The 25863-nt window shown below is 68.7% G+C and carries 23 protein-coding genes and 2 riboswitches; of the genes, 18 read left to right on the plus strand and 5 right to left on the minus strand.

Going from position 1 to position 25863, the window contains the following annotated elements:
• Positions 1-42: 42 nt before the first annotated feature.
• Entirely contained in the window at positions 43-969 is a 927-nt protein-coding gene (locus V5F66_RS11475) for a DMT family transporter (RefSeq protein WP_394093900.1), read from the minus strand.
• Between the two features lie 291 nt (positions 970-1260).
• Here V5F66_RS11475 and V5F66_RS11480 point away from each other — a divergent pair, with 291 nt between their 5' ends.
• On the plus strand, positions 1261-1473 hold the full coding sequence (locus V5F66_RS11480) for a Trm112 family protein (protein WP_041576750.1): 213 nt from the start codon (positions 1261-1263) through the stop codon (positions 1471-1473).
• Between the two features lie 44 nt (positions 1474-1517).
• On the opposite strand, the gene V5F66_RS11485 is transcribed toward V5F66_RS11480, so the two are convergent.
• Positions 1518-2774 (minus strand): ubiquinone biosynthesis hydroxylase, encoded by a 1257-nt coding sequence (locus V5F66_RS11485; RefSeq protein WP_394094004.1) that lies wholly within the window; start codon positions 2772-2774, stop codon positions 1518-1520.
• 242 nt (positions 2775-3016) lie between these two features.
• Between V5F66_RS11485 and tesB the strand changes: the two genes are divergently transcribed.
• From tesB to gcvPB, 14 genes are all read left to right on the plus strand, one after another.
• Entirely contained in the window at positions 3017-3889 is an 873-nt protein-coding gene (gene tesB / locus V5F66_RS11490; protein WP_394007259.1) for an acyl-CoA thioesterase II, read from the plus strand.
• A 315-nt stretch (positions 3890-4204) separates the two neighbouring features.
• Positions 4205-4543 (plus strand): P-II family nitrogen regulator, encoded by a 339-nt coding sequence (locus tag V5F66_RS11495; RefSeq protein WP_012114237.1) that lies wholly within the window; start codon positions 4205-4207, stop codon positions 4541-4543.
• A 29-nt stretch (positions 4544-4572) separates the two neighbouring features.
• A complete protein-coding gene (locus V5F66_RS11500; RefSeq protein WP_393999441.1) occupies positions 4573-6069 on the plus strand; it encodes an ammonium transporter in 1497 nt (498 codons plus the stop codon).
• A gap of 369 nt (positions 6070-6438) precedes the next feature.
• Positions 6439-9477, plus strand: coding sequence for an isoleucine--tRNA ligase (gene ileS, locus V5F66_RS11505; RefSeq protein WP_394093901.1), 3039 nt, complete (start codon positions 6439-6441; stop codon positions 9475-9477).
• 7 nt (positions 9478-9484) lie between these two features.
• Positions 9485-10018: a signal peptidase II gene (gene lspA, locus V5F66_RS11510; RefSeq protein WP_394052337.1), complete on the plus strand. Its 534-nt coding sequence runs from the start codon at positions 9485-9487 to the stop codon at positions 10016-10018.
• Between the two features lie 63 nt (positions 10019-10081).
• Positions 10082-10825, plus strand: coding sequence for a hypothetical protein (locus tag V5F66_RS11515; protein WP_394052335.1), 744 nt, complete (start codon positions 10082-10084; stop codon positions 10823-10825).
• 168 nt (positions 10826-10993) lie between these two features.
• The gene (locus V5F66_RS11520; RefSeq protein ID WP_393999437.1) at positions 10994-12403 is read left to right on the plus strand and encodes a M16 family metallopeptidase; all 1410 of its coding nucleotides are present in this window, start codon (positions 10994-10996) and stop codon (positions 12401-12403) included.
• Positions 12404-12480: 77 nt separating this feature from the next.
• The gene (locus V5F66_RS11525; protein WP_081437164.1) at positions 12481-13773 is read left to right on the plus strand and encodes a M16 family metallopeptidase; all 1293 of its coding nucleotides are present in this window, start codon (positions 12481-12483) and stop codon (positions 13771-13773) included.
• 187 nt (positions 13774-13960) lie between these two features.
• Complete coding sequence (locus V5F66_RS11530; RefSeq protein WP_012114230.1) at positions 13961-14902, plus strand: hypothetical protein; 942 nt, start codon at positions 13961-13963, stop codon at positions 14900-14902.
• Positions 14903-14992: 90 nt separating this feature from the next.
• Positions 14993-15089: riboswitch (glycine riboswitch) on the plus strand.
• Between the two features lie 3 nt (positions 15090-15092).
• A riboswitch (glycine riboswitch) is annotated at positions 15093-15206 on the plus strand.
• Between the two features lie 101 nt (positions 15207-15307).
• A complete protein-coding gene (gene gcvT, locus V5F66_RS11535) occupies positions 15308-16453 on the plus strand; it encodes a glycine cleavage system aminomethyltransferase GcvT (RefSeq protein WP_393999435.1) in 1146 nt (381 codons plus the stop codon).
• Positions 16454-16456: 3 nt separating this feature from the next.
• Positions 16457-16834 carry a glycine cleavage system protein GcvH gene (gene gcvH, locus V5F66_RS11540; protein WP_012114228.1) on the plus strand — a complete coding sequence of 126 codons (378 nt, stop codon included), beginning with the start codon at positions 16457-16459 and terminating at the stop codon, positions 16832-16834.
• A 2-nt stretch (positions 16835-16836) separates the two neighbouring features.
• Positions 16837-17310: an OsmC family protein gene (locus tag V5F66_RS11545; RefSeq protein WP_012114227.1), complete on the plus strand. Its 474-nt coding sequence runs from the start codon at positions 16837-16839 to the stop codon at positions 17308-17310.
• A 12-nt stretch (positions 17311-17322) separates the two neighbouring features.
• A complete protein-coding gene (gene gcvPA / locus V5F66_RS11550) occupies positions 17323-18663 on the plus strand; it encodes an aminomethyl-transferring glycine dehydrogenase subunit GcvPA (RefSeq protein WP_012114226.1) in 1341 nt (446 codons plus the stop codon).
• Positions 18663-20234, plus strand: coding sequence for an aminomethyl-transferring glycine dehydrogenase subunit GcvPB (gene gcvPB, locus V5F66_RS11555; RefSeq protein WP_394007247.1), 1572 nt, complete (start codon positions 18663-18665; stop codon positions 20232-20234). The genes gcvPA and gcvPB overlap by 1 nt, the downstream gene beginning before the upstream one ends.
• 192 nt (positions 20235-20426) lie before the next feature.
• On the opposite strand, the gene rpmB is transcribed toward gcvPB, so the two are convergent.
• The 3 genes from rpmB to V5F66_RS11570 form a co-directional block, all read right to left on the minus strand.
• Entirely contained in the window at positions 20427-20729 is a 303-nt protein-coding gene (gene rpmB, locus V5F66_RS11560; RefSeq protein WP_012114224.1) for a 50S ribosomal protein L28, read from the minus strand.
• Between the two features lie 143 nt (positions 20730-20872).
• Entirely contained in the window at positions 20873-22363 is a 1491-nt protein-coding gene (locus V5F66_RS11565) for a sensor domain-containing diguanylate cyclase (RefSeq protein ID WP_394093902.1), read from the minus strand.
• Between the two features lie 81 nt (positions 22364-22444).
• Complete coding sequence (locus V5F66_RS11570; protein WP_012114222.1) at positions 22445-23368, minus strand: LysR family transcriptional regulator; 924 nt, start codon at positions 23366-23368, stop codon at positions 22445-22447.
• A gap of 217 nt (positions 23369-23585) precedes the next feature.
• Between V5F66_RS11570 and V5F66_RS11575 the strand changes: the two genes are divergently transcribed.
• The 3 genes from V5F66_RS11575 to V5F66_RS11585 all read left to right on the plus strand — a co-directional run bounded on the left by V5F66_RS11575 (position 23586) and on the right by V5F66_RS11585 (position 25862).
• Positions 23586-25082 (plus strand): CoA-acylating methylmalonate-semialdehyde dehydrogenase, encoded by a 1497-nt coding sequence (locus tag V5F66_RS11575; protein WP_393999431.1) that lies wholly within the window; start codon positions 23586-23588, stop codon positions 25080-25082.
• A gap of 133 nt (positions 25083-25215) precedes the next feature.
• On the plus strand, positions 25216-25440 hold the full coding sequence (locus V5F66_RS11580; protein WP_012114220.1) for a FitA-like ribbon-helix-helix domain-containing protein: 225 nt from the start codon (positions 25216-25218) through the stop codon (positions 25438-25440).
• A complete protein-coding gene (locus V5F66_RS11585; protein ID WP_394093903.1) occupies positions 25437-25862 on the plus strand; it encodes a type II toxin-antitoxin system VapC family toxin in 426 nt (141 codons plus the stop codon). Before V5F66_RS11580 ends, V5F66_RS11585 begins: the two co-directional genes overlap by 4 nt.
• The last annotated feature ends 1 nt before the right edge of the window (position 25863 follow it).

Here is a 25863-nt window from a genome sequence, read left to right on the forward strand (position 1 = left end):
ACTGTGAACGGCCCTCTTGGAGGGCCGTTTTCGTTTGGGGCCTCAGGCAGGTCCCGCCGGATCGACGGCAGAGGCCACCGGCCGCCGCCGCCCCGCCCGCTGGGCCAGCGCCACCACCACGGCCACGGCAAGGGCGAACAGCAGGGTCTCCGCATCGGGCCGCTCGCCGTTGATGGGCCAAGCGAGGCCCACCGTGACGAAGGTCTGGAGCAACTGCATCTGCCCCACACGCGCGATGCCGCCCAGCGCCAGCCCGGCATTCCAGAAGAAGAAGCCGATGAACTGGCTGAAAAGGCCGAGATAGACCAGCGCCGCCCACGATTCGCCCGTCACCGCCCGCCCCCACGGAAAGGTCAGGAGCGCCGCCGGTACCGTGACCGGCAGGGCGAGGATGAGCATGAAGGCGATCACCTCCCAACCCGCCATGCGGCGGGCGAGACGCCCGGAAACGGCATAGCCGGCGGCGCAGATCACCACGGCGAGGAAGAGCAGCATGTCGCCATAGCCGAACCCGCCCGTGGCGCCGTTGCGCAGGGCGAAGGCGGCCACCAGCCCCGCCCCCGCCGCGCTGGCCGCGAACAGGCCGAGGCCGGGACGCTCTCCCGCGAGCACCGTGGCGGCGATGGCGGTGCACAGCGGCAGGAGGCCGAGCACGATGCCGCCATGGGCCGCCGGGACAGTCTGGGTCGCGACCCCGATGAGGATGGGAAAGCCGAACACCAGGGCTAGGGTAGCCAGAAGCAAGTCGCGCCGGGTCTCGCGCGCGCCGAACGGCCACGGCCGGCGCAGCACGAGCACCACCGCGAGCGCGCAGAAGCCGGCCAGCGCCGCGCGGCCGAAGCTGATGAACCAGGGGCTGAGGTCGTGCAGGGCGAGCCGCGTCATGGGCAGCGTCGCGCCGAACATGACGACGGCGACGAGGCCGAGGACAAGCCCAAGGGGCGATTGGCGATTCGGGCGGCGGTCCATGGGTGCCTTGTAACGCGTGCTGCCGGTGGTGGCCCCCGCTGCTTAGGGGACCGGCGGCCCCGGCGATAACGAATCCGGCTGATGCCTGCATCAGCGGGCCTGATGGATCGAACCAGATTGGGGGTGAAACGCCCGCCCGCCCCCGCTATGGTGGCGCCGCCCCGCAGCGGGGCGATCCGGCGCAGCCTCGCGTTTCTTCATGACGCCGGCCCGCGCCGGCTGGTGTCCAATGCGTTTTCAGCACGCGAGCCGGTCTGCGCCGCGCCTGAAAACGCCCTGACGAGTGTTGCGATGATCCAAGCCCAGCGCCCCGGCCACGACGTGGACCCCAAGCTGCTCGAAATCCTGGTGTGCCCTCTCACCAAGGCGCCGCTGGAATATGACCGCGAGCGCCAGGAGCTGGTCTCCCGCGCCGCGCGCCTCGCCTATCCCATCCGCGACGGCATCCCGATCATGCTGGCCGACGAGGCCCGCAAGCTCGACGAGAGCGAACTCTCTCGCTGAGGACAGGGCATCCGCGCCCTGCCCCCTGAGCGGGGAGCGGCTCTCTAAAGCGCCTCGCCCCGCAGCAGCTTCGGCACCTGCCCGGTGAGGCCCGCTGCGTCGCGGATGAACAGGCCCTTGAGGCGCGGCATCCGGTCCACGAGGCCGAGACCGAGGTCGCGCACCGCGCGCAGGGCGTCGGAGCGGTTCGAGAACAGCCGGTTCAGCCCGTCTGTCGCGACGCCCATGGCCAAGGTGTCGAACCGCCGCCAGCGCTGATAGCGCTCCAGCACCGCCGGGCCGGCGAAATCGAGGCCCACCCGCGCGGCGTCCGTCACCGCCTCGGCCAGTGCCGCCACGTCGCGCAGGCCCATGTTGAGCCCCTGCCCGGCAATGGGGTGGATGAGATGGGCCGCATCCCCCACCAAAGCGAGGCGCTCGCTGATGAAGCTGCGCGCCATGGCGAAGCCCAAAGGATAGGCACGCGGCTTGGTCACCGGCTTCACCCAGCCGAGCCGGTGGCCGAATCGCTGCTCCAGCTCTTCCTGGAAGACGATGGACGGCAGTCCCACGATGCGCTCGGCATCCTCCGTGCGCTCGGTCCACACGATGGAGGAGCGGTTGCCTGGCAAGGGCAGGATGGCGAACGGGCCGGGGGGCAAAAAATGCTCTTCCGCCCGGCCCTCGTGGGGCCGTTCGTGCTCCACCGCGAAGGTGATGCCGCTCTGGCCATAGCCCCAGGCCACATTGGCGATGCCGGCCATGCCGCGGATGCGCGACTTGGCGCCATCGCAGGCCACCAGAAGCTGGGCCCGAAGCGCCGGCGCGCCGGCGGCGGAAAGGCTCACGCCGGAACGGTCGGCGGTGAAATCGTCCACGGACTGGGCGCGCAGGTCGATGCCGGCGGAGCGCGCTGCATCGATGAGGGCGTACTGCAGGTCGGCGTTGGGCACCATGTGGGCGAAGGCCTCGCCCGGCTCCACATCGCCGTCGAACGTCAGGAAGGTGGGGCGCGCCACGTCCTTGGTGCGGCTGTCGGTGACCACCATGGCCTGGATGGGCTGGGCCTTGGCACCCACGTGCTGCCACACACCGAGGGTGGTGAGCATGCGCCGCGCACCGGCGGCGATGGCCGAGCAGCGGCCGTCATCCACCGTGGCGTGGGACAAATAGGGGTCGAAAAGCACGATGTCGGCATCAGGTCCCAGCCCCTGGCGCAGGGCGAGCGCAAGGCTGAGGCCGGCGAGCCCGCCACCGACGATGGCCACGTCCGCACGCGGCGCGGCCGCGGTGGCGGCAAAGCCGACTCCGGCGTGCGGCATCTCGGCCTGAGGCTCGGACATGGTCAGCCCGGTCATCGCTTCACTCCCTCGAACCTGTTTCCCGGCGGGCCCGGCGGCCGGCGCCGATCCTGTATCCGTTCCGCCGCGCTTCGTCCCGCCCTAAAGGGAAGGCGGCTGACGCAAAGGGACTTGACGCAATCCGCGCGAGCATGGCGTGTTCGGACCCCATCCCTTCCCTCCGGAGCGCACTGCGCGCCGGCGTTTTCAGCGAGCCAAGCCCTATGACCGGATCACCGTCCGACGTGGATACGCTTTTGGGCATCCTCGACCTCGAACCCCTTGAAATCAACCTGTTCCGCGGTCGCACCGTCACCCCGGACGGGGGCCGGGTGTTCGGCGGGCAGGTGGTAGCGCAGGCGCTGGTGGCGGCGCGGCGCACGGTGGAGGCCGAGCGCGTCACCCATTCGCTGCACGGCTATTTCCTGCTGGGCGGTGATCCCCGCGTGCCCATCATCTACGATGTGGACCGCATCCGCGATGGGCGCTCCTTCACCACCCGCCGCGTGGTGGCGATCCAGCACGGCCAGGCCATCTTCAGCATGGCGGTGTCGTTCCAGGTGGTGGAAGAAGGGCTGCACCACCAGGGCGCCATGCCGGACGTGCCGGCGCCGGAGGACCTGCCCTCCGACGATGCCTGGCGCGAAAAGCTGATGGCGCGTTTTCCCGCCGCCGCCAAGCGCGACTGGATGGCGCTGCGGCCGTTGGAGGTGAAGCCCACCAGCCTCGACCCCGCCTATCTCGGCGCGCCCGGCGCCCGGCCCAGCATGTGGCTGCGCACCCGCGGCCCGCTGCCGGACGATCTGCCCACACATCAGGCGGTGCTTGCCTACGCTTCGGACCTCGCGCTGCTCCAGGCGGCCCTTTTGCCGCACGGCAAGTCGGTCTTCGACCGCGACATGCAGGTGGCGAGCCTCGACCATGCCCTGTGGTTCCACCGCCCGTTCCGGTCCGACGACTGGCTGCTCTACACCCAGGAGAGCCCCACGGCTGCTGGCGCACGCGGATTCTGCCGGGGTGAAATCTTCACCCGCGACGGCACGCTGGTGGCTTCGGCGGCACAGGAGGGCCTGATGCGCCCGATTACCCCCCGCTGAAGCGGCCGAAAAGGTACGTCAACACTCCATCTCGCGACTGCGAAGTCGTAGTGCCGATCTATTGGGCGTGATGGATAATAAATAGGCAAAAAAAGCGGCGAGTCGGCGGCAAAGCGACGGCCTTACGTTGCGTGGCCTAAAAATAGGCACGCCGAATCTCCATCCTTATGACTTGGCACGGTACTTGATTCCCTCCTGCGCAGGCTTGCCAGCCGCGGCGTGGATCCACCCGACCCGCTCAGCGAAGCCGCCGCGAGAAAACAGCCGACACGCGTCATTTGCGGCGCATCGGCAACAGGGAACAGGGACCGATCCATGAAGATCGTCATGGCCATCATCAAGCCATTCAAGCTGGAGGAGGTGCGCGACGCCCTCACCGGTATCGGTGTGCACGGTCTGACCGTGACCGAGGTGAAGGGATACGGCCGTCAGAAGGGCCACACCGAGATCTACCGCGGCGCGGAATACGCCGTGAGCTTCCTGCCGAAGCTGAAGATCGAGGTCGCGGTGTCCGCCGACCAGGTCTCCAAGGTGGTGGAAGCCATCACCGCTTCCGCCAAGACCGGCCAGATCGGCGACGGAAAGATTTTCGTCCTTCCGATCGAGCACGCCGTGCGCATCCGCACGGGCGAGACCGACGCCGACGCGCTTTGAGCCTTTCTCATTCGACGGAGCTTTCATCCATGACGTCCAAGACGTGGTCCCGCGTGGGGATTCCCGCGCTTCTCCTGGCAACGGCGTTCGCCTTGCCGGTGCTGGCCCAGACGGCCGCACCTGCCGCCGATGCCACCACGACCGCCGCAGCCGCCGCGGCGGCCCCCACCGTGAACAAGGGCGACGTGGCGTGGATGCTCACGTCCTCGCTGCTCGTGCTCATGATGTCGGTGCCCGGCCTGTTCCTGTTCTACGGCGGCCTCCTGCGCGCCAAGAACATGCTGTCCATGCTCATGCAGGTCGGCTACTGCGTGGCCATCGTCGGCCTCATCTGGGTGCTGTACGGCTACTCCCTCGCCTTTACCGGCGGCTCGCCCTTCATCGGCGGCTTCTCCAAGGCGTTCCTGTCGGGCGTGACCGGCGAATCGCTGGCCGCCACCTTCTCGGTGGGCGTGGCCATTCCCGAGCTGGTCTACATCGCCTTCCAGATGACCTTCGCGATGATCACCCCCGCGCTGATCTTCGGCGCGTTCGCGGAGCGCACCAAGTTCACCGCCGTGGTGCTGTTCGTGCCGCTGTGGGTGACCTTCGTGTACTTCCCGGTCGCGCACATGGTCTGGTACTGGGCCGGCCCGGATGCCATCGACGCCGCCGCCAAGGCCGTGGCTGCCGCCGCTGACGGCGCCGCCAAGACCGCCGCCCAGGCCGCTCTCGACAGCGTGCTGGCCGACGCCGGCTACATCTTCTCGCTCGGCGCCATCGACTTCGCCGGCGGCACCGTGGTGCACATCAACGCCGGTATCGCCGGCCTCGTCGCCTGCCTCATGGTCGGCAAGCGCCTGGGCTACGGCAAGGAGGCGCTCTCGCCCCACTCGCTGACGCTCACCATGGTCGGCGCCTCCCTCCTGTGGGTCGGCTGGTTCGGCTTCAACGCCGGCTCCAACCTCGAGGCCAATGCGGTCACCGCGCTCGCCATGATGAACACCTTCATCGCCACCTGCGCCGCAGCCATCTCCTGGATGTTCGTGGAATGGCTGGTGAAGGGTAAGCCCTCCATGCTGGGCCTCGCCTCGGGCATCGTCGCCGGCCTCGTGGCCGTCACGCCGCCGTCGGGCTTCGCCGGCATCATGGGCTCGCTGGTGCTGGGCCTCATCGTCAGCCCCATCTGCTTCATCTTCTGCACGGCCATCAAGAACGCGTTCGGCTATGACGACGCGCTCGACGTGTTCGGCGTGCATGGCGTGGGCGGCATCGTCGGCGCCATCGCCACCGGCGTCCTGGTGAGCCCGGCCCTCGGCGGCACCGGCATCTTCGACTACACCACCGGCGCCGTGGCCCCCTACGACATGGCCACCCAGGTCATTGCCCAGCTCAAGGCCGTCGGCGTCACCGTCGTGTGGTCGGGTGTCGGCACCGCGGTGATCCTGTTCATCATCTCCGTGGTCGTCGGCCTGCGTCCCACCACCGACGTGGAGCGCGAGGGCCTCGACATCAACGAGCACGGCGAGCGCGCCTACCACTCGTGATCTTTCCGGGGCGACGCGCCTTCGGCTGCGCCGCCCCGCTGGTATAAAAAGAGGGGAACGAAGAAGAGCCTCGGCACCTTGGTGCCGGGGCTTTTTTCTTGGCCGTAAAGGCGGACCGGACCGGGTGCCACTTAGGCCGTGCCCCTTCGCCGGCTCCCGCTGCGCTCATCTGCGGGCTTTTCGCGGCGCGGGGCGCCTGCTAGAAGCCGGGCCATGTGCGGATCTTTTCAGTGCGGTGGGGCGCTCCCCCGCCCCGGCACGCCCCGCGTGGCGCGAATTATCGGCCCGGCCCCCCGCCGGCGCGCCTGAGCGCGCGGGGGCCGCCGGGTTTGTTTCGCCTGATCCGACATTTCATGCCCCGAGCATTCCATGACCGCACCTGACTCTTCCGCACCCGACACTGCCACGGCTGAGGCGTCCGCCACCCCGGACTATTCCAAGACCCTGCTGCTGCCGCAGACGGCGTTCCCCATGCGCGCGGGCCTGCCGAAGCTGGAGCCGGAGCTGCTCGCCCGCTGGGCCCGCACCGACCTCTACGGCCGCCTGCGCGAGCAGGGTCGCGGCCGCGCCCGCTTCGTGCTTCACGACGGCCCGCCCTATGCCAACGGCAACATCCATATCGGCCACGCGCTCAACAAGATCCTGAAGGACGTGGTGACGCGCTCCCAGCAGATGCTGGGCTATGACTCGAACTACGTGCCCGGCTGGGACTGCCACGGCCTGCCCATCGAGTGGAAGATCGAGGAAGACAATTACCGCAAGAAGGGCAAGACCAAGCCCGACTTCACCGACGCCGCCGCCATGGTGGCCTTCCGCCAGGAATGCCGCGCCTATGCCGAGCACTGGCTTTCCGAGCAGCGCAAGGAATTCAAGCGCCTGGGCGTGGAAGGCGACTGGGACCACCCCTACACCACCATGGCATTCGCCGCCGAAGCCCAGATCGCCCGCGAGATCATGAAGTTCGCCGAGAACGGGCTGTTGTACCGTGGCTCCAAGCCGGTGATGTGGTCGGTGGTGGAGAAGACGGCGCTGGCCGAAGCCGAGGTGGAGTATCAGGATTTCACCAGCGACACGGTGTGGGTGAAGTTTCCGGTGGCCTCTGAAGGTGAGCTGAAGGGTGCGACGGTCGTCATCTGGACCACCACCCCGTGGACGCTGCCTGGCAACCGCGCCATCTCCTATTCGTCCAAGATCTCCTATGGTCTTTACGAGGTCACGGAAGCTCCCGCCGACAACTGGGCCAAGGCCGGCGACAAGCTCATCCTCGCCGACAAGCTGGCGGAAGATGTGTTCAAGCAGGCCCGCGTGACCACGTTCGAGCGGCGTGGCGACGTGCCGGCGGACGTGCTCGGGCGCCTCATCACCGCCCACCCTCTCGCCGCCCTCGGCTACAGCTTCCAGGTCCCCCTGCTCGACGGCGACCATGTGACCGACGATGCCGGCACCGGCTTCGTGCATACCGCGCCTGGCCACGGCCGCGAGGATTTCGAGATCTGGACCCACCACCGCCGCTGGCTGGAAGAGCGGGGCATCAGCCCCGCCATCCCCTACACGGTGGACGCGGACTCGTTCTACACCGCGCAGGCGCCCGGCTTCGAAGGCCGGCGCGTCATCACCGAGAAAGGCGAGAAGGGCGACGCCAACCCGGCTGTCATCGACGCGCTGATCGCGGCGGGCAACCTGCTCGCCCGGGGCCGGGTGAAGCACCAGTATCCGCACTCCTGGCGCTCCAAGAAGCCGGTCATCTTCCGCAACACGCCGCAATGGTTCATCGCCATGGACCAGGACATCCGCACTGCGGACGGCACCGCCGCGCCGCGCCCGGCGACGCTCGCCGGCAACGCGCCCGACACCCTGCGCGAGCGCGCGCTCGCCGGCATCAAGACGGTGGAATGGGTGCCGGCGGCGGGCGAGAACCGCATCACCGGCATGATCGCCAATCGGCCGGACTGGGTGGTCTCGCGCCAGCGCGCCTGGGGCGTGCCCATCGCCGTGTTCGTGAAGGACAAGGGCGACGGCACCGTCGAGATCCTCAAGGACGCAGCAGTCAACGCGCGCATCGCCGAGGCCTTTGCCGCCGAGGGCGCAGACGCCTGGTTCAAGGAGGGCGCAAAGGAGCGCTTCCTCTCGGGCCTCGTTGAGAAGCCCGACCATTGGGAAATGGTTCGGGACGTGCTCGACGTGTGGTTCGACAGTGGTTCCACCCACGCCTTCACCCTCGAGGTGCGGCCGGACCTGAAGGCGGCACGCCCGCCCGAGGGCAACGACCGGGTGATGTATCTGGAAGGCTCGGACCAGCATCGCGGCTGGTTCCATTCCTCGCTTTTGGAAAGCTGCGGCACGCGCGGCCGCCCGCCCTATGATGTGGTTTTGACCCACGGCTTCGTCCTCGACGAGGACGGACGCAAGATGTCCAAGTCGCTGGGCAACGTCACCTCCCCGCAGGACGTAATCAAGCAGTCCGGCGCCGATATCCTGCGCCTGTGGGTGTGCGCCTCCGACTATGCGGATGACCTGCGCATCGGCCCGGAGATCCTGAAGACGACGGCCGACACCTACCGCAAGCTGCGCAACACCATCCGCTGGCTGCTGGGCTCCCTGCACCACGACCGGCCGGAAGAGCACGTGGCCTTCGCCGACATGCCGGCGCTGGAGCGCTACATCCTCCACCGCCTCGTCGAGCTGGACGGCGAGATCCGCGCCGCCTACCGCGCCTTCGACTACAAGAAGGTCAACGCGGCGCTCACCCAGTTCATGAACATCGAGCTGTCGGCCTTCTATTTCGACATCCGCAAGGACGCGCTCTATTGCGATCCCCTGTCCTCGGTGACGCGGCGGGCCTGCCTCACCGTGCTGGACGCGGTGTTCGCGCGGCTCATCACGTGGCTGGCGCCCATCCTGCCCTTCACCTGCGAGGAGGCCTACATCGCCCGCACCGGCGATGAGGAAGGCTCCGTGCACCTCCTCGGCTTCCCGGACACCCCGGCCGACTGGCGCGACGATGCGCTGGCGGAGAAGTGGCGCCAGGTGCGCGTCATCCGCAGGGTGGTCCTGGGGGCGCTGGAGGTGGAGCGCGCCGCCAAGCGCATGGGCTCCTCCCTGGAGGCCGCGCCGGAGGTCTATGTCTCTGAAAGCGCGCTGGCCGATGCCCTCGACGGGCTGGACCTTGCGGAAATCACCATCACCAGCGCCGCCACCCTCATCCGGTCCGAGGGGCCGGCGGAGGCCTTCCGCCTGCCCGACGTGCCGGGCGTGGCGGTGGTTCCGGTGCGCGCCGAGGGCCGCAAATGCGCCCGCTCCTGGAAGATCTCCGCCGAGGTAGGCACCGATCCGCAGTTCCCGGACGTGACCCCGCGCGACGCGGACGCCTTGCGGGAATTTTTCGCCGCGCAGACGGCGGCGCAGTGAGGTGACGATGGGCCGACGCCACATCCTCTTCGGCCTTTTCGTCGCGGTCCTCGTCCTGGTGGCGGACCAGGCGACCAAGAGCCTCGTCCTCGCATGGTCGCGCCAGTGGGTGGATCCGCTTCACACCGTGGCGCCGGGGCTGGATTTCGTGGCGCTGTGGAACAGTGGCATCAGCTATGGCCTGTTCCCGCAGGGCGAGACCGGGCGCTGGGTGCTGGTGGCCATCAAGGTGGCCGCCGCCCTGCTCTTCACCGTCTGGCTGACGCGATCGCGGGGGCGGCTGGAAGCCTTCTCCCTCGGCCTCCTCATCGGCGGCGCCATCGGCAATGCGGTGGACCGGGTGGTCTATGGCGCGGTGTTCGACTTCGTCTCGCTCCACGCCATGGGCTACCGCTGGTACGTGTTCAACGTGGCCGATGTGGCCGTGGTTGTGGGGGTGGGGCTGCTTCTTTATGATGCGTTTTTAGGTCGCGCCTCAAAATTGCCGCCCTCGGTCCCGCCAATGGCGGCGAAATCCGAAGCTGAGCGTGAGCGAAGCTGAGCGCGAGCTCTGAAGGGCTGCCCAAAGGCCTCAGGGAAACCAGACGTCGGGGAAACAGGAACCATGCGCGTGAGCTCGAACTTTTCACGCGGCGTCGCCGCCGAGCGGGCCGCAGACGATCTTTCCGCCGTCTCTCTTTCGGGTGGTTCCGCGATGACGCTGCGGCACTCCCGCCTTCTGGCTGCGGCCCTTGTGGGCGCCGGCCTCCTCGCGACAGCGGCCCCGCGCCCGGCGGCGGCGCAAACCTTCGACGGGTCCTCGAGCCTCATGGAAAGCACCATGCAGCTCCTGGGCCTGAAGGACGAGGAACCCAAGCCAGAGATCGACTATCGCGAGCGCGCCCCGCTGGTGGTGCCTCCCAAGGTGCCGGAGACCCTGCCCCCGCCGCAGGCGAGCGCGGCGGACGCCAATCCCAACTGGCCAAAGGACCCGGATATCCAGCGCCGCAAGCGCGAGGCGGAGGCCTCCAAGACGCCCATCGTGCGCGACGATCCCGGCCGGCCGCTGCTACCCTCGGAACTCAAGGGCGGCAAGCGCAAGAACCTCGGCAACTCCACCGCCCCCACCGAGCCCGTCGGCGCGGAATCCAAGCGTGACGTGCTGCTGCCCGACCAGCTCGGCTTCACCAGCTGGATGAGCGGCCTGACCGGCAAGCAGGAGCAGCTCTCCTTCAACGGCGAGCCGGAGCGCGAGAACCTGATCCAGCCCCCGCCGGGCTACCAGACCCCGGCCCCCAATGCCCCCTATGGCGTGGTGGAGCCGAAGAAAGAGACCTTCAAGTTCCCGACCCTGTTCGACCGGCAGTGACGGGCGGAGCAGAACTCTTTGATCCGGTGGATTAATTTTTCGAAGCGGACAGGCCCCTCCATTTCGAAAAGTTAATCCACCGGGCGGGGCGATGTTGACGGGCGCAACCTTTGCTTCCGCGCCCGGCTTCCTATCTTTCCTTGACGTGCCCGTCGTTCGGCGCGTCGAATGACGGAAGATCGCCACGTGTTCATGAGCCGCCTCACCATGATTGCTATTCTCGCCGCCACCGCGGCCACAGCCGCCCCCCGCATTGCTGACGCGGCGGGGCCGGACGTTACCCAGTTCCAGCTCGACAACGGCCTTCAGGTCATGGTCATCCCGGACCACCGCACGCCGGTGGTCACCCACATGGTGTGGTACAAGGTGGGATCGGCCGACGAGCAGGCCGGCAAGTCCGGCATTGCCCATTTCCTCGAGCACCTGATGTTCAAGGGCACCGACGCCCACCCGCAGGGCCAGTTCTCGGCCGAGGTGGCGCGTCTCGGCGGCCAGGAGAACGCCTTCACCTCGCAGGACTACACCGCCTATTTCCAGCGCGTCGCCAAGGAGCACCTGGAAAAGGTGATGGGCTTCGAAGCCGACCGCATGACCGGCCTCAAGCTCTCCGACGAGGTGGTGCTGCCCGAGCGCGACGTGGTGCTGGAAGAGCGCCGCATGCGTACCGACAACGACCCCGGCGCGCGCCTCTCCGAGGTGCTGCAGGCCACGACCTACGTCAACCACCCCTATCAGCACCCCATCATCGGCTGGGAGCACGAGATCAAGGGGCTGAACCGCGAGGATGCCCTCGCCTTCTACCGCCGTTATTACGCGCCCAACAACGCGCTGCTCGTGGTGGCCGGCGACGTGGACCCGGAGACGGTCCGCACCCTCGCCGAGAAGACCTACGGCAAGGTGGCCCGCGCCGACACCCCGCCCCGCAACCGCCCGCAGGAACCCGAGCCCCAGGCCCACCGCCGGGTGGCGCTGTCCGACCCGCGCGTGGCCCAGCCGAGCCTGCAGCGCTCCTATCTGGTGCCCTCCTCCCGCACCGCCCAGCCGGGCGAGGCCGAGGCGCTGGAAGTGCTCGGCCAGATCCTCGGCGGCGGCCAGACCAGCCGCCTCTACCGTACCCTGGTGGCCGAGAAGGGCATCGCCGCCGGTTCCGGATCCTGGTATCAGAGCACCGCATATGATGCCACCCGCTTCGTCACCTATGCTTCGCCCCGCCCGGGCGTGAGCCTGGAGGACCTTGAGGCGGCCGTGGACGCGGTGATCGCCGAGCTGCAGGAAAAGGGCGTGGACGACCTGGAGCTGGCCCGCGCCAAGACCCGGCTTACCGCCGACACCATCTATTCGCAGGACAACCAGGCCACCCTCGCCCGCATCTACGGCGCCTCCTGGGCCACCGGCATGTCGGCCGACGATGTGCGGGCCTGGCCTGACCGCATCAAGGCGGTGACCGCCGAGCAGGTGAAGGACGTGGCGCGCCGGTACCTTGTCACCAATCGCGCCGTCACCGGCTACCTGAAGCAGTCGGAGCCGAAAAAGGACGCCGCTCCGAAAGCTGAAATCAAGAAGGACGACCGCTCGTGAGGGCTGGCCCCGCCCCCCTTTTCGACCAGACCGGCAGCGCCCTGCGCGCCGGTCGTCTCCTCTTTGCGATGGTAACCATGGCCCTTTCCCTTCTTTCCGCAACCGCGGCCCAGTCCCAGTCCAGCCGCATCACCGAGGTGACCAGCCCCGGCGGCATCAAGGCGTGGCTGGTGCATGACACCACCCTGCCCCTGATCGCCGTGGAGTTCGCCTTCCTCGGCGGCGCCTCCCAGGACGGCAAGGACCTGCCCGGCCTCGCCAACCTCACCGCCTCGCTGCTCGACGAGGGGGCCGGCGGCCTGGACGCCCACGCCTTCCAAAGCGCGCTGGCCGACCATGCGGTGGAGCTGCATTTCGATGCCGGGCGCGACGAGATCCGCGGCTCCCTGCGCACCCTCTCGGAGAACCGGGAGACCGCGTTCGACCTGTTGCGCCTCGCGGTGACCGAGCCACGCTTCGACACCGAGGCGGTGGAACGCATCCGCGCCTCCCAGCTCGCCATGCTGCGCCGCCGCTCCACCGAGCCCAACGCCCTCGCCAACGACCGCTGGTTCGCCCTCGCCTTCCCGAACCACCCCTATGGCCGGCCGGTGGACGGCACGCTGGAGACGGTCGCCCGCATCAGCCGCGACGACATCGCCGGCTTCGCCAAGCGCGCCATCGCCCGCTCCAACCTGCGGGTGGCGGTGGTGGGCGACATCAGCGCCGAGGAACTGGGCAAACGGCTCGACGCCGTGTTCGGCATCCTGCCGGCCACCGCCACCCTGGTCCCCGTACCCCATGTGGAGCCGCAGAAGATCGGCACCGTGGATGTCATTCCCCTCGACGTGCCCCAGTCGGTGGTGGTGATGGGCACCGGCGGCCTGGAGCGGCGTGATCCGGACTTCATCCCCGCCTTCGTGCTCAACCACATCCTCGGCGGCAGCGCGTTTTCCTCGCGCCTGTTCAAGGAAGTGCGCGAGGCTCGCGGGCTGGCCTATTCGGTCTATTCCTACCAGGTGGCCCTCGGCCACACCGGCCTGTGGTTCGCCGGCACCGCCACCAAGAACGAGCGGGCGGGGGAATCCATCGCCATCATCACCGACGAGTTCCGCAAGATCCTGAAGGACGGGCCGAGCCAGACCGAGCTGGACGAAGCCAAGAGCTATCTCATGGGCAGCTACGCCCTGCGCTTCGACACCTCCTCCAAGGTCGCCGGCCAACTGCTCCAGATCCAGCTGGACGAGCTGGGCATCGACTATGTGGACCGGCGCAACGCGCTGATTGCCGCCGTCACCCTCGACGACCTGAAGCACGTGGCGGCGCGCCTCGCCACCGCCCGCGACGCCCTGGTGGTGGTGGTGGGCAAGCCGGCGGGCCTGGGCGGCTAGCCCTGGCACCTAGGCCTCTCCCGGACCAGACAGCCCCGGCCTCGGCCGAGGCGCATGGTTGCGTTGGGTAACCTTAATCCGCACGAGAACCGGTCTCGCCCCCTTCAAACGCCGGGGGCGGTTCCCGAGCCCTTGCCCCCTTTGCTATAAGGCACTCGGATCGGGGGCGCTCACGGAGTTGATGGACATGGTGCGCGCACAACAGGCCGGTGCATTTGGAACGGCTGCGGATACTCGCGCGGCGGATGGCACGCGCGCCCGCCGCCTGTCGCGCCTGCCTTTGCTCGCAGTTCCTCGGCTCACCCTGCCGGCACTGCTCGCCATGGCGCTTGCCGGCTGCGCCGGGGGCGAAGGGCTGGACGGCGCGTTCGGCGCGCAGGACACCGGCGTGGCCCGCACCGGCGGCACCTCCGCCGGCGTGGTCAACAGTGCCACCACCGGCGCCCTGGTGGTGGGCACAGGCCCCGACGCGGTCACCTATGACTGCCCGCCGGTCACCGTGCGCACCGGCGCCGGCTCCTGGCAGGTCACCGCCGGCGGCGGCCTGCGTTATCAGGGCACGCTTGGCCGCCTCGCGCGGGAATGCTCCATCTCCGGCGGCACCATGATGGTCCGCGTCGGCATCGAGGGCCGCATCCTGATGGGCGAGAAGGGCACACCCGGCCAGGTCAAGGTACCGATCCGCATCGCTGTGGTGCAGGAGGGGCCTTCCCCCAAGAACATCACCACCAAATTCTTCAACGTGGCCGTGGACGTGCCTGCCGATCCGGGCCACGCCGCCTTCACCGTGGTGGAGGAGCAGATCGCCTTTCCCCTGCTGAAGCCGGCGGAGATGGAGCGCCACGTGATCTATGTGGGCTTCGACCCGCAAGGCACCGAGGCGAAGGAGCGCAAGCCCGCCCCCGCCGCCAAGCCGAAGCCGAGGCCCAAGCCCGCGGCTGACACCTCTGAAGCTCCCGCCGCCAAGAAGCCGGCAGCGACGCAGAAGCCGGCCTCCAGCGGCGGCGCGCCCCAGGGCGATGTGTTCGGCCCGCCGCCCGGCAGCAGCGGCACCCTGACGCCGGCGCCCTCCACCGGCGGCTTCGAGGCGCCGCCGTCCACCAGCACCTTCTCGCCGCCCCCGCGCTGAAGCAGGGTCCGTTGAAGCAGGCCGCGTTGACGCACGGCGCCATTGGCTTATGCTGCACGCGCGCCCAGGCCTCGGCTTGGGCGTGATCGGACGATCCCTGCGGGAGAGACCGGCGGCCGCAAGGTACGCCGGCGCCGAAGGCGCAACCGCCCCGGAACCGCTCAGGCCCAAGGACCGCAGGGGGACGAATCTCTGGAAAGCAGCGCCGGTGCTGCGCGGCAACGCGCATCTTCGGCCCTCACCGAAGGAGTAAGCCGTGCCCTTCCACGAGGCGCGGTGAAATCTCTCAGGTCCTAAGACAGAGGGGGCGCCGCGCGGACCTGCGTCTTGCGTCGTGACGACCTTTTGTGTCGTCGCGCGAGGGACAGGTCCGGAAATTGGCGCTGTCGTCCGGGAGCCCCCCCCTTGGATCATTCCGAGCCTCTGCTCGAAACCCCGCTGTTCTCCGCCCATCGCGCCCTCGGCGCACGCATGGTGCCGTTCGCCGGCTACCAGATGCCGGTGCAATATCCCGAAGGCATCCTCGCGGAGCACGGCTGGACCCGCACCCGTGCCGGCCTGTTCGATGTCTCCCACATGGGCCAGGCCCTGCTGAAGGGGCCCGACCACGCCACCACCGCCCGCACCCTCGAAGCCCTCGCCCCGGCGGATTTCCTGAATCTCGCGCCCGGCCGCCAGCGCTATTCCCAGCTGCTGGCCGAGGATGGCGGCATCATCGACGACTTCATGGTGACGCGGCCGCTGGCGCCGGAGGCGGACGGCACCCTCATCCTCGTGGTCAACGCCGCCTGCAAGGCCCGCGACTTCGCCCACATCGCCGCCCACCTACCGGAGGGCGTCGCCCTCGTCGAGCGCCCGGAGCGCGCGCTGCTCGCCCTGCAGGGGCCGGAAGCCGCAGCCGTCATGGCCCGCCATTGCCCTGAGGCGGCGACGCTGGACTTCATGGCGGCCATCCCGACTGAATTCGACGGCATCCCGGTGGAGGTCTCCCGCTCCGGCTACACCGGCGAGGACGGCTTTGAAATCTCGGTCGAGAACGAAAGCGCGCCCCTTCTGTGGGCCGCCCTGCTCGCCGAGCCGGAGGTGAAGGCCATCGGCCTCGGCGCCCGCGACAGCCTCCGCCTTGAGGCCGGGCTCTGCCTCTATGGCCACGATATCGATCTGTCCACGTCCCCCATCGAGGCGGCGCTCAACTGGTCCATCCAGAAGCGGCGGCGGACGGAGGGCGGCTTTCCCGGCGCCGCGCGCATTCGGGACGAGCTGGCGCAAGGCCCGGCCCGCGTCCGGGTAGGACTGAGGCTGGAAGGCCGCGCGCCGGCCCGCGAGGGGGCCGAGATCGCATCCGATGGCGCCGTGGTGGGGCGCGTCACCTCCGGCGGCTTCGCGCCGACGCTCGGTGCCCCCATCGCCATGGGCTACGTACCGCCGGCCCTGTCGGCGCCCGGCACCCGCCTCGACGTTCTGGTGCGCGGCAAGGCTTTGGCGGCCACTGTCGCATCCCTCCCGTTCGTGCCGACGCGCTATGCGCGCAAACCTAAAGCTGGGGCCTGATCCATGACGAGCGTGCGCTACACGAAGGACCACGAATATGTGCGCGTCGAAGGCGACGTGGCCGTGGTGGGCATCTCCGACTATGCCCAGCAGCAGCTGGGTGACGTGGTGTTCGTCGAGCTGCCGGAGATCGGCAAGGTCGTGACCAAGGGCGGCGAGGCCGCCGTGGTGGAGAGCGTGAAGGCGGCGAGCGAGGTCTACGCCCCGCTCTCCGGCGAGGTGGTGGAGGTGAACAGCGAGCTGGAAGGCGCCCCCGGCCTCGTCAACGAGGCTCCGGAAGGCAAGGGCTGGTTCATGAAGCTGAAGCTCTCCAACCCCGCCGAGCTGGACGAGCTTTTGAATGAGCACGCCTACAAGGACTTTCTGGACACGTTGGCCTGACCATGGCAAGCGACCACAAGGCCACCATCCGCTGGGCGCGGGGCGACGCCGTCTTCACCGATGGGCGCTACGCCCGCGCCCATGTCTGGGCGTTCGACGGCCTCGAAGTGCCCGGCTCGTCGGCGCCGTCCTCCGTGCGCGTGCCGCTCTCCCGCGAGGACGCGGTGGACCCGGAAGAGGCGCTGGTGGCCTCGGCCGCCAGCTGCCACATGCTGTTCGCGCTGGATTTTGCCCGCCGCGGCGGCTTCCGCGTGGACAGCTACGAGGATGCGGCCGTGGGCGAGATGACGCCCAACGAGAAGGGCAAGCTCTTCATCTCCCGCATCACCCTCACGCCCGTAATGGTCTTCTCCGGCGACAAGCTGCCCTCCGAGGCGGATGTGGAGGCCATCCACCACCGGGCGCACGAGGAGTGCTTCATCGCCCATTCCGTGCGCGCGGAGATCGTCATCACGCCGCGCTTCACCACCGCCTGACCCGGGATTCCCATGCGCTATCTCCCCCTCACCCCCGAGGACCGCGCCGAGATGCTGGCGCGGATCGGCGTAGCCAGCGTGGATGAGCTGTTCGTCGACATCCCCGCCGACAAGCGCGAGACCGCGCTGCCGCGCCTCGCCCTCCACAAGAGCGAGCTGGAGGTGGAGCGCACGCTTGCCCGCCTCGCCGGGCAGAACGTGCCGGCGGGCTCGGTGCCCTTCTTCGTGGGCGCCGGGGCCTATCGCCACCATGTGCCGGCCACCGTCGACCATCTGATCCAGCGCTCGGAATTCCTCACCTCCTACACGCCGTACCAGCCCGAGATCGCCCAGGGCACGCTGCAATATCTGTTCGAGTTCCAGACCCAGGTGGCCGAGCTCACCGCCATGGAGGTGGCCAACGCCTCCATGTATGACGGCTCCACCGCCGCCGCCGAGGCGGTGCTGATGGCCCATCGCGTCACCAGGCGCCGCAAGGCGGTGCTGGCGGGCAACCTGCATCCGCACTATCGCTCGACCATCGAGACCGTCTCGCGCTATGCCGCCGACGAGGTAGTGGCGCTGCCTCCCGCCCCGTTCGGCGAGGAAGACCTCATCACCCCCATCGACGACACGGTGTCCTGCGTGGTGGTGCAGTCGCCGGACGTGTTCGGCAATCTCGTCGACCTGAAGCCCATCGCCGAGGCCGCCCACAAGGCCGGCGCGCTGCTGGTGGCGGTGTTCACGGAAGCGGTGGCGCTGGGCCTCATCGAGCCGCCGGGGGCGCAGGGCGCCGACATCGTGGTGGGCGAGGGCCAGTCCATCGGCAATGCGCTGAATTTCGGCGGGCCTTATGTGGGCCTGTTCGCCACGCGGCAGAAATTCGTGCGCCAGATGCCGGGGCGCCTTGCCGGCGAGACGGTGGACGCGGAAGGCCGGCGCGGCTTCGTGCTGACCCTCTCCACCCGCGAGCAGCACATCCGCCGCGAGAAGGCCACCTCCAACATCTGCACCAATTCTGGCCTCTGCGCGCTGGCCTTCACCATCCACATGAGCCTGCTGGGCAAGACCGGTCTCACCCGCCTCGCCCGCGCCAACCATGCGGCCGCCTGTGACCTCGCGGACCGGCTGGCGGCGGTGAAGGGGGCGAGCGTCGTCAACGACACCTTCTTCAACGAATTCACCCTGCGCGTGCCCGGCCCGGCGGCGGACGTGGTGGAGAAGCTGGCGGCGAAAGGCATCCTCGCCGGCGTGCCCTATTCCCGCCTCGCGCCGAAATCGGGCCTCGACGACCTCATCCTCGTCGCCGCCACCGAGACGACCACCGAGGACGACCGCGCCGCCTATGCCGCCGCCCTGAAGGAGGTGCTGTGATGAACCGCGAAGGCCGCGGCGCCACCACGCCGCATTCCATTGCCCTCACCGGCCCGCAGACCTTCACCGGCAACCGCGCGCTCGACCTGGAGGAAGGGCTGATCTTCGAGATCGGCCGCACCGAGGTGACAGGCGTCGACATTCCCGAGCCCGCGCCGTTCCGCGAGCGCCTCGGCACACAGGCGCGTACCGCGCCGCTGGACCTGCCCGGCCTCAGCGAGCCGGAGGCTATGCGCCATTACGTGCGCCTGTCGCGCATGAACTACGGCATCGACAGCGGCCTGTTCCCGCTCGGCTCGTGCACCATGAAGCACAATCCGCGCCTCAACGAGAAGATGGCGCGGCTGCCGGGCTTTGCCGACATCCATCCGCTGCAGCCGCAATCCACGGTGAAGGGCGCGCTGGGCCTGATGGCGGAGCTGTCGCGCTATCTGCTGGAATTGACCGGCATGCAGGCGGTGGCGCTCACTCCCAAGGCCGGCGCCCACGGCGAACTGTGCGGCATGATGGCCATCAAGGCCGCCCATGCCGCCCGCGGCGATGGCGCCACCCGTCACGTGGTGCTGGTGCCGGAGAGCGCCCACGGTACCAATCCCGCCACCGCCGCCCTCATCGGCTATCAGGTGCGCTCCATCCCCGCCCGCGCCGACGGCACGGTGGATCCGGAGGCGGTGAAATCCGCGCTCGGCCCGGAGGTGGCGGCGCTGATGCTGACCAATCCCAACACCTGCGGGCTGTTCGAGCGCGACGTGGTGGCCATCGCCGAGGCGGTGCACGGCGCCGGCGCCTATTTCTATTCGGACGGCGCCAATTTCAACGCCATCCTCGGCAAGGTGCGCATCGCCGACCTCGGGGTCGATGCCATGCACATCAACCTGCACAAGACCTTCTCCACGCCCCACGGCGGCGGCGGGCCGGGCGCGGGGCCGGTGGTGCTCTCCGACGCGCTCGCCCCCTTTGCCCCTGTACCGGCACTGGTGGCCACCGCCGACGGGCTGGCGTTGGTGGAAGACGAGGGCGCGGAGGGCGCCCAGCAGGCGCTAGGCCGCATGAGCGCCTTCCACGGCCAGATGGGCATGTTCGTGCGCGCCCTGGCGTGGATGCTTTCTCACGGCGCGGACGGTATGCGGCAGGCCTCGGAAGACGCGGTGCTGTCGGCCAATTACATCCGCGCCAGCCTCATGGACCTCATGAGCGCGCCCTTCGCCGAGCGGCCGGCCATGCACGAGGCGCTGTTCGACGACGCCTGGCTGGCCGGCACCGGCCTCACCACCCTGGACGTGGCCAAGGCCCTGATCGATGAGGGCTACCACCCCATGACGGTGTATTTCCCGCTGGTGGTGCACGGCGCCATGCTCATCGAGCCCACGGAGAGCGAATCCAAGGCCTCGCTGGACCTGTTCATCGCCGCCCTGCGGGATCTGGCGCTCGCCGCCAAGGCCGGGGACAAGGAGCGCTTCCTTGGCGCTCCCTATTACGCCCCGCGCCGCCGCCTGGACGAAACCCGCGCCGCCCGCGCCCCGGTGCTGCGCTGGGTGAAGCCGGCGCCCGTGGCCGACGCGGCGGAGTAATCACTGCTGCCTTCCGCCTGCTCCCGACCACGCAGGGAGCCGACAGGAGGCAATTTCGCGCACGGCTCTCAGCGTATCGACGGGCGCAGGTCGGGTAGGGCTCTCAGCCCCGAAACGACGAAAACCCGCGGGGGCATGGCCACCCGCGGGTCGACATCTCTAACATTGTGCCCGGAACCCGGGCGCCGGACCTCAGGCCGCGGTGGAAGCCGCCTCGGCCGCAGCCTTGGCGATCAGGCGCTTGAAGTCGAGGGCGCGCGGGGAGAGTTCCTCGTCGCGGGCCTTCTTGAGGAAGGCATCGAGGCCGCCGCGATGATCCACGCTCTTGAGCGCATTGGCGCTCACCCGGAGGCGGATGGTGCGCTTCAGCGTCTCGCTCTCAAGGGTGACGTTGCACAGGTTCGGGAGGAACCGGCGCTTGGTCTTGTGGTTCGAGTGGCTCACCGTGTGGCCGCTCAGAACCCCCTTGCCGGTCAGGTCACACCGCCGGGACATGGCAGAAGTCCTTCTTATCTGGTCTTCAGCGGGGAACGCGAAGCGGGGCCAGACGACCCTGCCGCACTCACCCGCTCTATCGGGAAGCGGCTCGTATAGGGGCAGAGCGCTGCGGCGTCAAGGTATGGGATGCCGCCAGCCCTTCAATCCGCCAGCGCTGCCCGGTTGCGACCGGCCCGCTTGGCGGCATAGAGCGCCCGGTCGGCGGCACGCATCAGCGCATCGAGGCCGTCCCGCCGGCCCAGCCGGGCGATGCCGATGCTGACGGTGACATGGAAGGGACGGCCGGTCGCGATCTGGACCGGGGTGGCCTCGATCTGCCGGCGCAGCCGTTCCGCCAGGGCCTGACCACCGTCAAGGGTGGCGTGAGGCAGCAGCATCGCGAATTCCTCGCCGCCGATCCGGCCCGTCACGTCAGTCTGGCGCGCCACCGCCGCGCAGGCCTCCGCGATCATCTTCAGGGCGGCATCCCCGGCGGCATGGCCGTATTGGTCGTTCAGCTCCTTGAAATTGTCGGCATCGAGCATGAGCAGCACCAGGTCGCGGCCGTAGCGCTGCGCGGCGGCCACCTCGCGATCCGCCCTCTCGATGAAATGGCGGCGGTTGTGAAGCTCGACCAGCGAATCCCACGAGGCGAGCCGGGTCAGCCGGTCGATGAGGAGGCGCCGCTCCTCGAACATGGCGAACAGCATCAGGGAAAAGGTGCACGCAGCCGCCACGAAGAAGCCCACGTTGGACAGGCGGTCGGCCACCGACAGGTGGGACATGAACCCCGCCCCCGATGCCCCCGCCCAGGTCACCGCGGCGCCGATGAGCACGTTGGCGAGGGTGATGCCTCTGAGCCCGCGCCGGAGCCCGATCCACACCAGCAGGAAATAGGTCATGGCAAGCAGGAGCAGGGGATGGGTCGGAATCCCGCTCAGGGTCAGCGCAGCCACCAGCACGACCCCGCCAGCGCTCAGCATGATGTCGAGCCAACCCTTGGGCGCTCCGGGAGTGGGCGGCGTGCTCCAGGCGAGGATGAGCGGCGCCACCAGCAGTTGCCCCACCGAATTGCCGATCCACCAGTGCACCCAGGCCGAGGGCACCAGATCCAGCGACGGCAGGGGTTTCTGCAGGCCCTGGATCCACCACGGCGCCCAATCCGCCGGGATGAGGTCAGTGGGGATGGCTCCCAGCAGGTACAGCACCAGCACGCCGCCGCTGGCGCTGACGGGCTGCAGGATCAGGAACACCAGCGCCACGAACAGAGCCACGTCGCGCGGGCGGCCGAAGCGCGGCGAGATCGCCATGCGCCGGAACAGCCAGCCGCCGAGCGCGCCCTCTGCGGCATTGGTGAGGCCGATGACCGCCCCGCCGAGCAGCGAGGGCCCCGACCACAGGGACAGGATGGTCTGGCCGAGAAAGATGCCCAGCGCCACCCGCGGCCCGAACAGGATGCAGAAGGCCAGCGCCACACCCTCCGGCGCGAACACCACGCTGGTGACGTTGCCGTACTCCACCGAAACAGCGAACGTCAGCCGCCCCAGCACCACATAGGCGGCGGCGAGCACCAGCGACAAGGCCACCGTATGGCGCAGGTTGGCAGGTGTCACATCGGGCAGCGACGCGACGGGCGGTGTCCTGGTGTGCATCGAGGTCTCGGCCGACGGTTCGTGGCTCGGTTCCGTCCACGACGCGGCGGTGGCCGATGCTTTACGCTCGTTGATACCGCATTACCTTGGGGACAGGAATTGCCCACGCGCCGCCTGCACCACGCCGGCGATGAAATCCGCCGCCACGCGGATGCGGGCGAGGTCGCGCGTATCCGTGTGGGTGAGCAGCCAGAAGGTGCGCGTCAGCCCCACGTCGCCGGGGAGGATGGGCACCAGCGCATTCGGCCGGTCGCCCGCGAACAGGTCCGCCATGAAGCAGGGCAGGACACACACACCCGCCCCCGCCTGGGTGGCGGTGAGCTGGGCGACAAGGCTCGAGCTCTTCAGCCGCACCCTGATGTCCTTGGCCACCAAGGGCACGTAGTCCAACTCCGGCGCATAGATGAGGTCGTCCACATAGCCGATGAAGGGGTGGCGCTGGAGGCCGGCGCGGCTCTCGATGGGCCCATGCCGCTCCAGATAGGCGCGCGACGCATAGAGCCCCAGCCGGTAGTCGGTGAGCTTGCGGGCGTGCAGCCGCCCCTCCTTGGGCCGCGACAGGGAGATGGCGATGTCCGCCTCGCGCTTCGACAGGGAGAACAGGCGTGGCATGGCAAGAAGCTGGATGTCCAGCTCCGGATGCAGGTCCGCCAGCGCCGAGATGCGGGGGGCAAGGAAGAAGGTGCCGAAGCCGTCCGGCGCGCCGATCCGCACAGTGCCGGCGACGCCCAGGTCCGCCCCACCGATCTCGCCCTGCGCCGCCAGCGCCAAGGTCTCCATGCCCTCGGCGGCGGCCATCAGGCGCTCGCCGGCGGCGGTGAGGCCGTAGCCATGGGGCCGGCGGTCGAACAGCTTCGCCCCCAGCGCCTCCTCCAGCGCGCCGATGCGCCGGCTCACGGTGGAATGCTCGACCTTCAGGCGCGCCGCCGCCGCTGTCAGCCGCCCGGCCCGTGCCACGGCGAGGAAGAAGGTGAGGTCCGACCAGTCGAAATCGCCCGCGCGCACTTTTCCCCCTCATGTGAGCCCGGTCATGTCATCCCGGCGGCCGGGAACAAGCCCCCAACCGGTCTCAGGCCGGGGCCCCTGGTATGAATTAGCGCACATCAATGGTGCGGAGATTGCCGTAGCTGTGCACAAAAAGATAGGGCAATGTGCCGGCCAACAATGGGTGCCGGTCAGCCGGCGCCCGCTTTTGGAAACGCACCACGAGGGAAAACGCATCATGCGCGAGATCGGCCATTTCATCGGCGGCAAGCACGTGCCCGGCACGTCGGGCCGCTATGCCGACGTCTACCAGCCGATGACCGGCGAGGTGATCGCCCACGTGGCCCTCGCCTCCGCGGACGAACTGAAGGCTGCGGTCGCCAACGCCAAGGCCGCCCAGCCGGCCTGGGCCGCCACCAATCCCCAGCGCCGCGCCCGCGTGCTGATGAAATTCCTGGAGCTGGTGCAGCGCGACTATGACAAGCTCGCCGACCTGCTCGCCCGCGAGCACGGCAAGACCGTGCCCGACGCCCGCGGCGACATCCAGCGCGGGCTGGAGGTGGTGGAGTTCGCGGTGGGCATCCCCCACCTCATGAAGGGCGACTATTCCGACGGCGCCGGCCCCGGCATCGACATCTATTCCATGCGCCAGGCGCTGGGCGTGGTGGCGGGCATCACCCCGTTCAACTTCCCGGCCATGATCCCCATGTGGAAGTTCGGCCCGGCCATCGCCTGCGGCAACGCCTTCATCCTGAAGCCTTCGGAGCGTGATCCCGGCGTGCCCATGATGCTGGCCGAGCTGATGCTGGAAGCCGGCCTGCCCCCGGGCATCCTCAACGTGGTGAACGGCGACAAGGAATCGGTGGACGGCATCCTCGACCATCCGGACATCCAGGCCATCGGCTTCGTGGGCTCCACCGCCATCGCCCAGTACATCTATGCCCGTGGCGCGGCCAACGGGAAGCGGGTGCAGGGTTTCGGCGGCGCCAAGAACCACATGATCATCATGCCCGACGCCGACATGGACCAGGCCGTGGACGCCCTCATCGGCGCCGGCTACGGCTCCGCCGGCGAGCGCTGCATGGCCATCTCGGTGGCAGTGCCGGTGGGCGAGGACGCCGCCGAGCGGCTGCTGGAAAAGCTGGTGCCTCGCGTCGAGAACCTGAAGATCGGCCCCTCCACCGACGGCGCGGCGGACTTCGGCCCCCTCGTCACCCGTGAGGCGGTGGATCGGGTGAAGAACTACGTGGACATCGGCCTTCAGGAGGGCGCGAAGCTGCTGGTGGATGGCCGCGGCTTCAAGATGCAGGGCTATGAGAACGGCTTCTACATGGGCGGTTGCCTGTTCGACCATGTGACCGCCGACATGCGCATCTACAAGGAGGAGATCTTTGGACCCGTCCTCTCCGTGGTGCGCGCCCCCGACTACAAGGAAGCCCTGCGGCTTCCCACCGAGCATGAATATGGCAACGGCGTCGCCATCTTCACCCGCGACGGCGACGCGGCCCGCGACTTCGCCTCCAAGGTGAACGTGGGCATGGTGGGCATCAACGTGCCGATCCCGGTGCCGCTCGCCTACCACACCTTCGGCGGCTGGAAGCGCTCCGGCTTCGGCGACCTCAACCAGCACGGGCCGGACGGCGTGCGCTTCTACACCAAGACCAAGACCGTCACCTCCCGCTGGCCCTCGGGCATCAAGGACGGCGCGGACTTCGTCATCCCCACCATGGGCTGACGGCGCCGGTCCCGGCGTGCAGGGGCCGGGTCAAGCCCGCGCGGCGCCTGAGTGAAGATGTGCATCCTCCTCCTTGCACCCGAAATCTCGTGCTATCATTTTTGATAGCACGAGATGAGAACAGGAGGCGGCCATGGCCCAGGTGCTGATCCGCAACATTCCCGACGAGACCCTCAACGTCTACCGGGAGCGGGCCAAGCGGAACGGGATCTCGCTGGAGCAGGAAATCCGCAACCTGCTGGAAAGAAACCGGCCTTACACGCCGGAGGAGCGGGTGGCGGTGTCGGAGTATTTTCTGGCCCGGACCAAGCCATCCCCTCCCCTGACCCTCGACGAAATTCGTGAGGGACTTGAATGAGCCGCTTCGTGGTCGATGCCAGCATCGTCCTGAAATGGTTCTTCGACGAAGGAGATCGGGCCGAAGCCCGTGCCCTTCTTGCATCCGGCGCAAACCTGCTGGCGCCGACGCTTGTTCAGGCGGAAGTCGCCAATGCTCTTTGGAAGAAGAAACGTGCGGGAGCCATGACGGTGGAAGATGCCATCCACATCTGCGCGCAGCTTCCGCCCTTCTTCCAACGGCTATTTCCGGTCGAGCCGCTGCTTCCTGTCGCCATCGAGCTGTCGTTCAGGCTCGACCACGCCATTTACGATTGCATCTATCTCAGCCTCGCCCGCGAAACGGATTGCCCTTTCCTGACTGCCGACCGCCGGCTCGCCCGCAAGGCTGCGGGCGAGAGGGACCTTCCCCCAATCCTCTCACTCGATCACTGGCGCCCCTGAC

The organism is Xanthobacter versatilis (assembly GCF_043193975.1).
GTDB lineage: Bacteria > Pseudomonadota > Alphaproteobacteria > Rhizobiales > Xanthobacteraceae > Xanthobacter > Xanthobacter autotrophicus_E.

Coding starts and splice junctions, on each gene's coding strand:
- V5F66_RS11545 (WP_012114227.1), top strand. CDS start 16,837: ATGGCAAGCGACCACAAGGCCACCATCCGCTGGGCGCGGGGCGACGCC.
- V5F66_RS11525 (WP_081437164.1), top strand. CDS start 12,481: ATGGCCCTTTCCCTTCTTTCCGCAACCGCGGCCCAGTCCCAGTCCAGC.
- V5F66_RS11475 (WP_394093900.1), bottom strand. CDS start 969: ATGGACCGCCGCCCGAATCGCCAATCGCCCCTTGGGCTTGTCCTCGGC.
- gcvH (WP_012114228.1), top strand. CDS start 16,457: ATGACGAGCGTGCGCTACACGAAGGACCACGAATATGTGCGCGTCGAA.
- V5F66_RS11565 (WP_394093902.1), bottom strand. CDS start 22,363: ATGCACACCAGGACACCGCCCGTCGCGTCGCTGCCCGATGTGACACCT.
- ileS (WP_394093901.1), top strand. CDS start 6,439: ATGACCGCACCTGACTCTTCCGCACCCGACACTGCCACGGCTGAGGCG.
- V5F66_RS11515 (WP_394052335.1), top strand. CDS start 10,082: ATGCGCGTGAGCTCGAACTTTTCACGCGGCGTCGCCGCCGAGCGGGCC.
- V5F66_RS11530 (WP_012114230.1), top strand. CDS start 13,961: ATGGTGCGCGCACAACAGGCCGGTGCATTTGGAACGGCTGCGGATACT.
- lspA (WP_394052337.1), top strand. CDS start 9,485: ATGGGCCGACGCCACATCCTCTTCGGCCTTTTCGTCGCGGTCCTCGTC.
- rpmB (WP_012114224.1), bottom strand. CDS start 20,729: ATGTCCCGGCGGTGTGACCTGACCGGCAAGGGGGTTCTGAGCGGCCAC.
- tesB (WP_394007259.1), top strand. CDS start 3,017: ATGACCGGATCACCGTCCGACGTGGATACGCTTTTGGGCATCCTCGAC.
- V5F66_RS11575 (WP_393999431.1), top strand. CDS start 23,586: ATGCGCGAGATCGGCCATTTCATCGGCGGCAAGCACGTGCCCGGCACG.
- V5F66_RS11520 (WP_393999437.1), top strand. CDS start 10,994: ATGACGGAAGATCGCCACGTGTTCATGAGCCGCCTCACCATGATTGCT.
- V5F66_RS11580 (WP_012114220.1), top strand. CDS start 25,216: ATGGCCCAGGTGCTGATCCGCAACATTCCCGACGAGACCCTCAACGTC.
- gcvPA (WP_012114226.1), top strand. CDS start 17,323: ATGCGCTATCTCCCCCTCACCCCCGAGGACCGCGCCGAGATGCTGGCG.
- V5F66_RS11585 (WP_394093903.1), top strand. CDS start 25,437: ATGAGCCGCTTCGTGGTCGATGCCAGCATCGTCCTGAAATGGTTCTTC.
- V5F66_RS11500 (WP_393999441.1), top strand. CDS start 4,573: ATGACGTCCAAGACGTGGTCCCGCGTGGGGATTCCCGCGCTTCTCCTG.
- V5F66_RS11485 (WP_394094004.1), bottom strand. CDS start 2,774: ATGCCGCACGCCGGAGTCGGCTTTGCCGCCACCGCGGCCGCGCCGCGT.
- V5F66_RS11480 (WP_041576750.1), top strand. CDS start 1,261: ATGATCCAAGCCCAGCGCCCCGGCCACGACGTGGACCCCAAGCTGCTC.
- V5F66_RS11495 (WP_012114237.1), top strand. CDS start 4,205: ATGAAGATCGTCATGGCCATCATCAAGCCATTCAAGCTGGAGGAGGTG.
- gcvPB (WP_394007247.1), top strand. CDS start 18,663: ATGAACCGCGAAGGCCGCGGCGCCACCACGCCGCATTCCATTGCCCTC.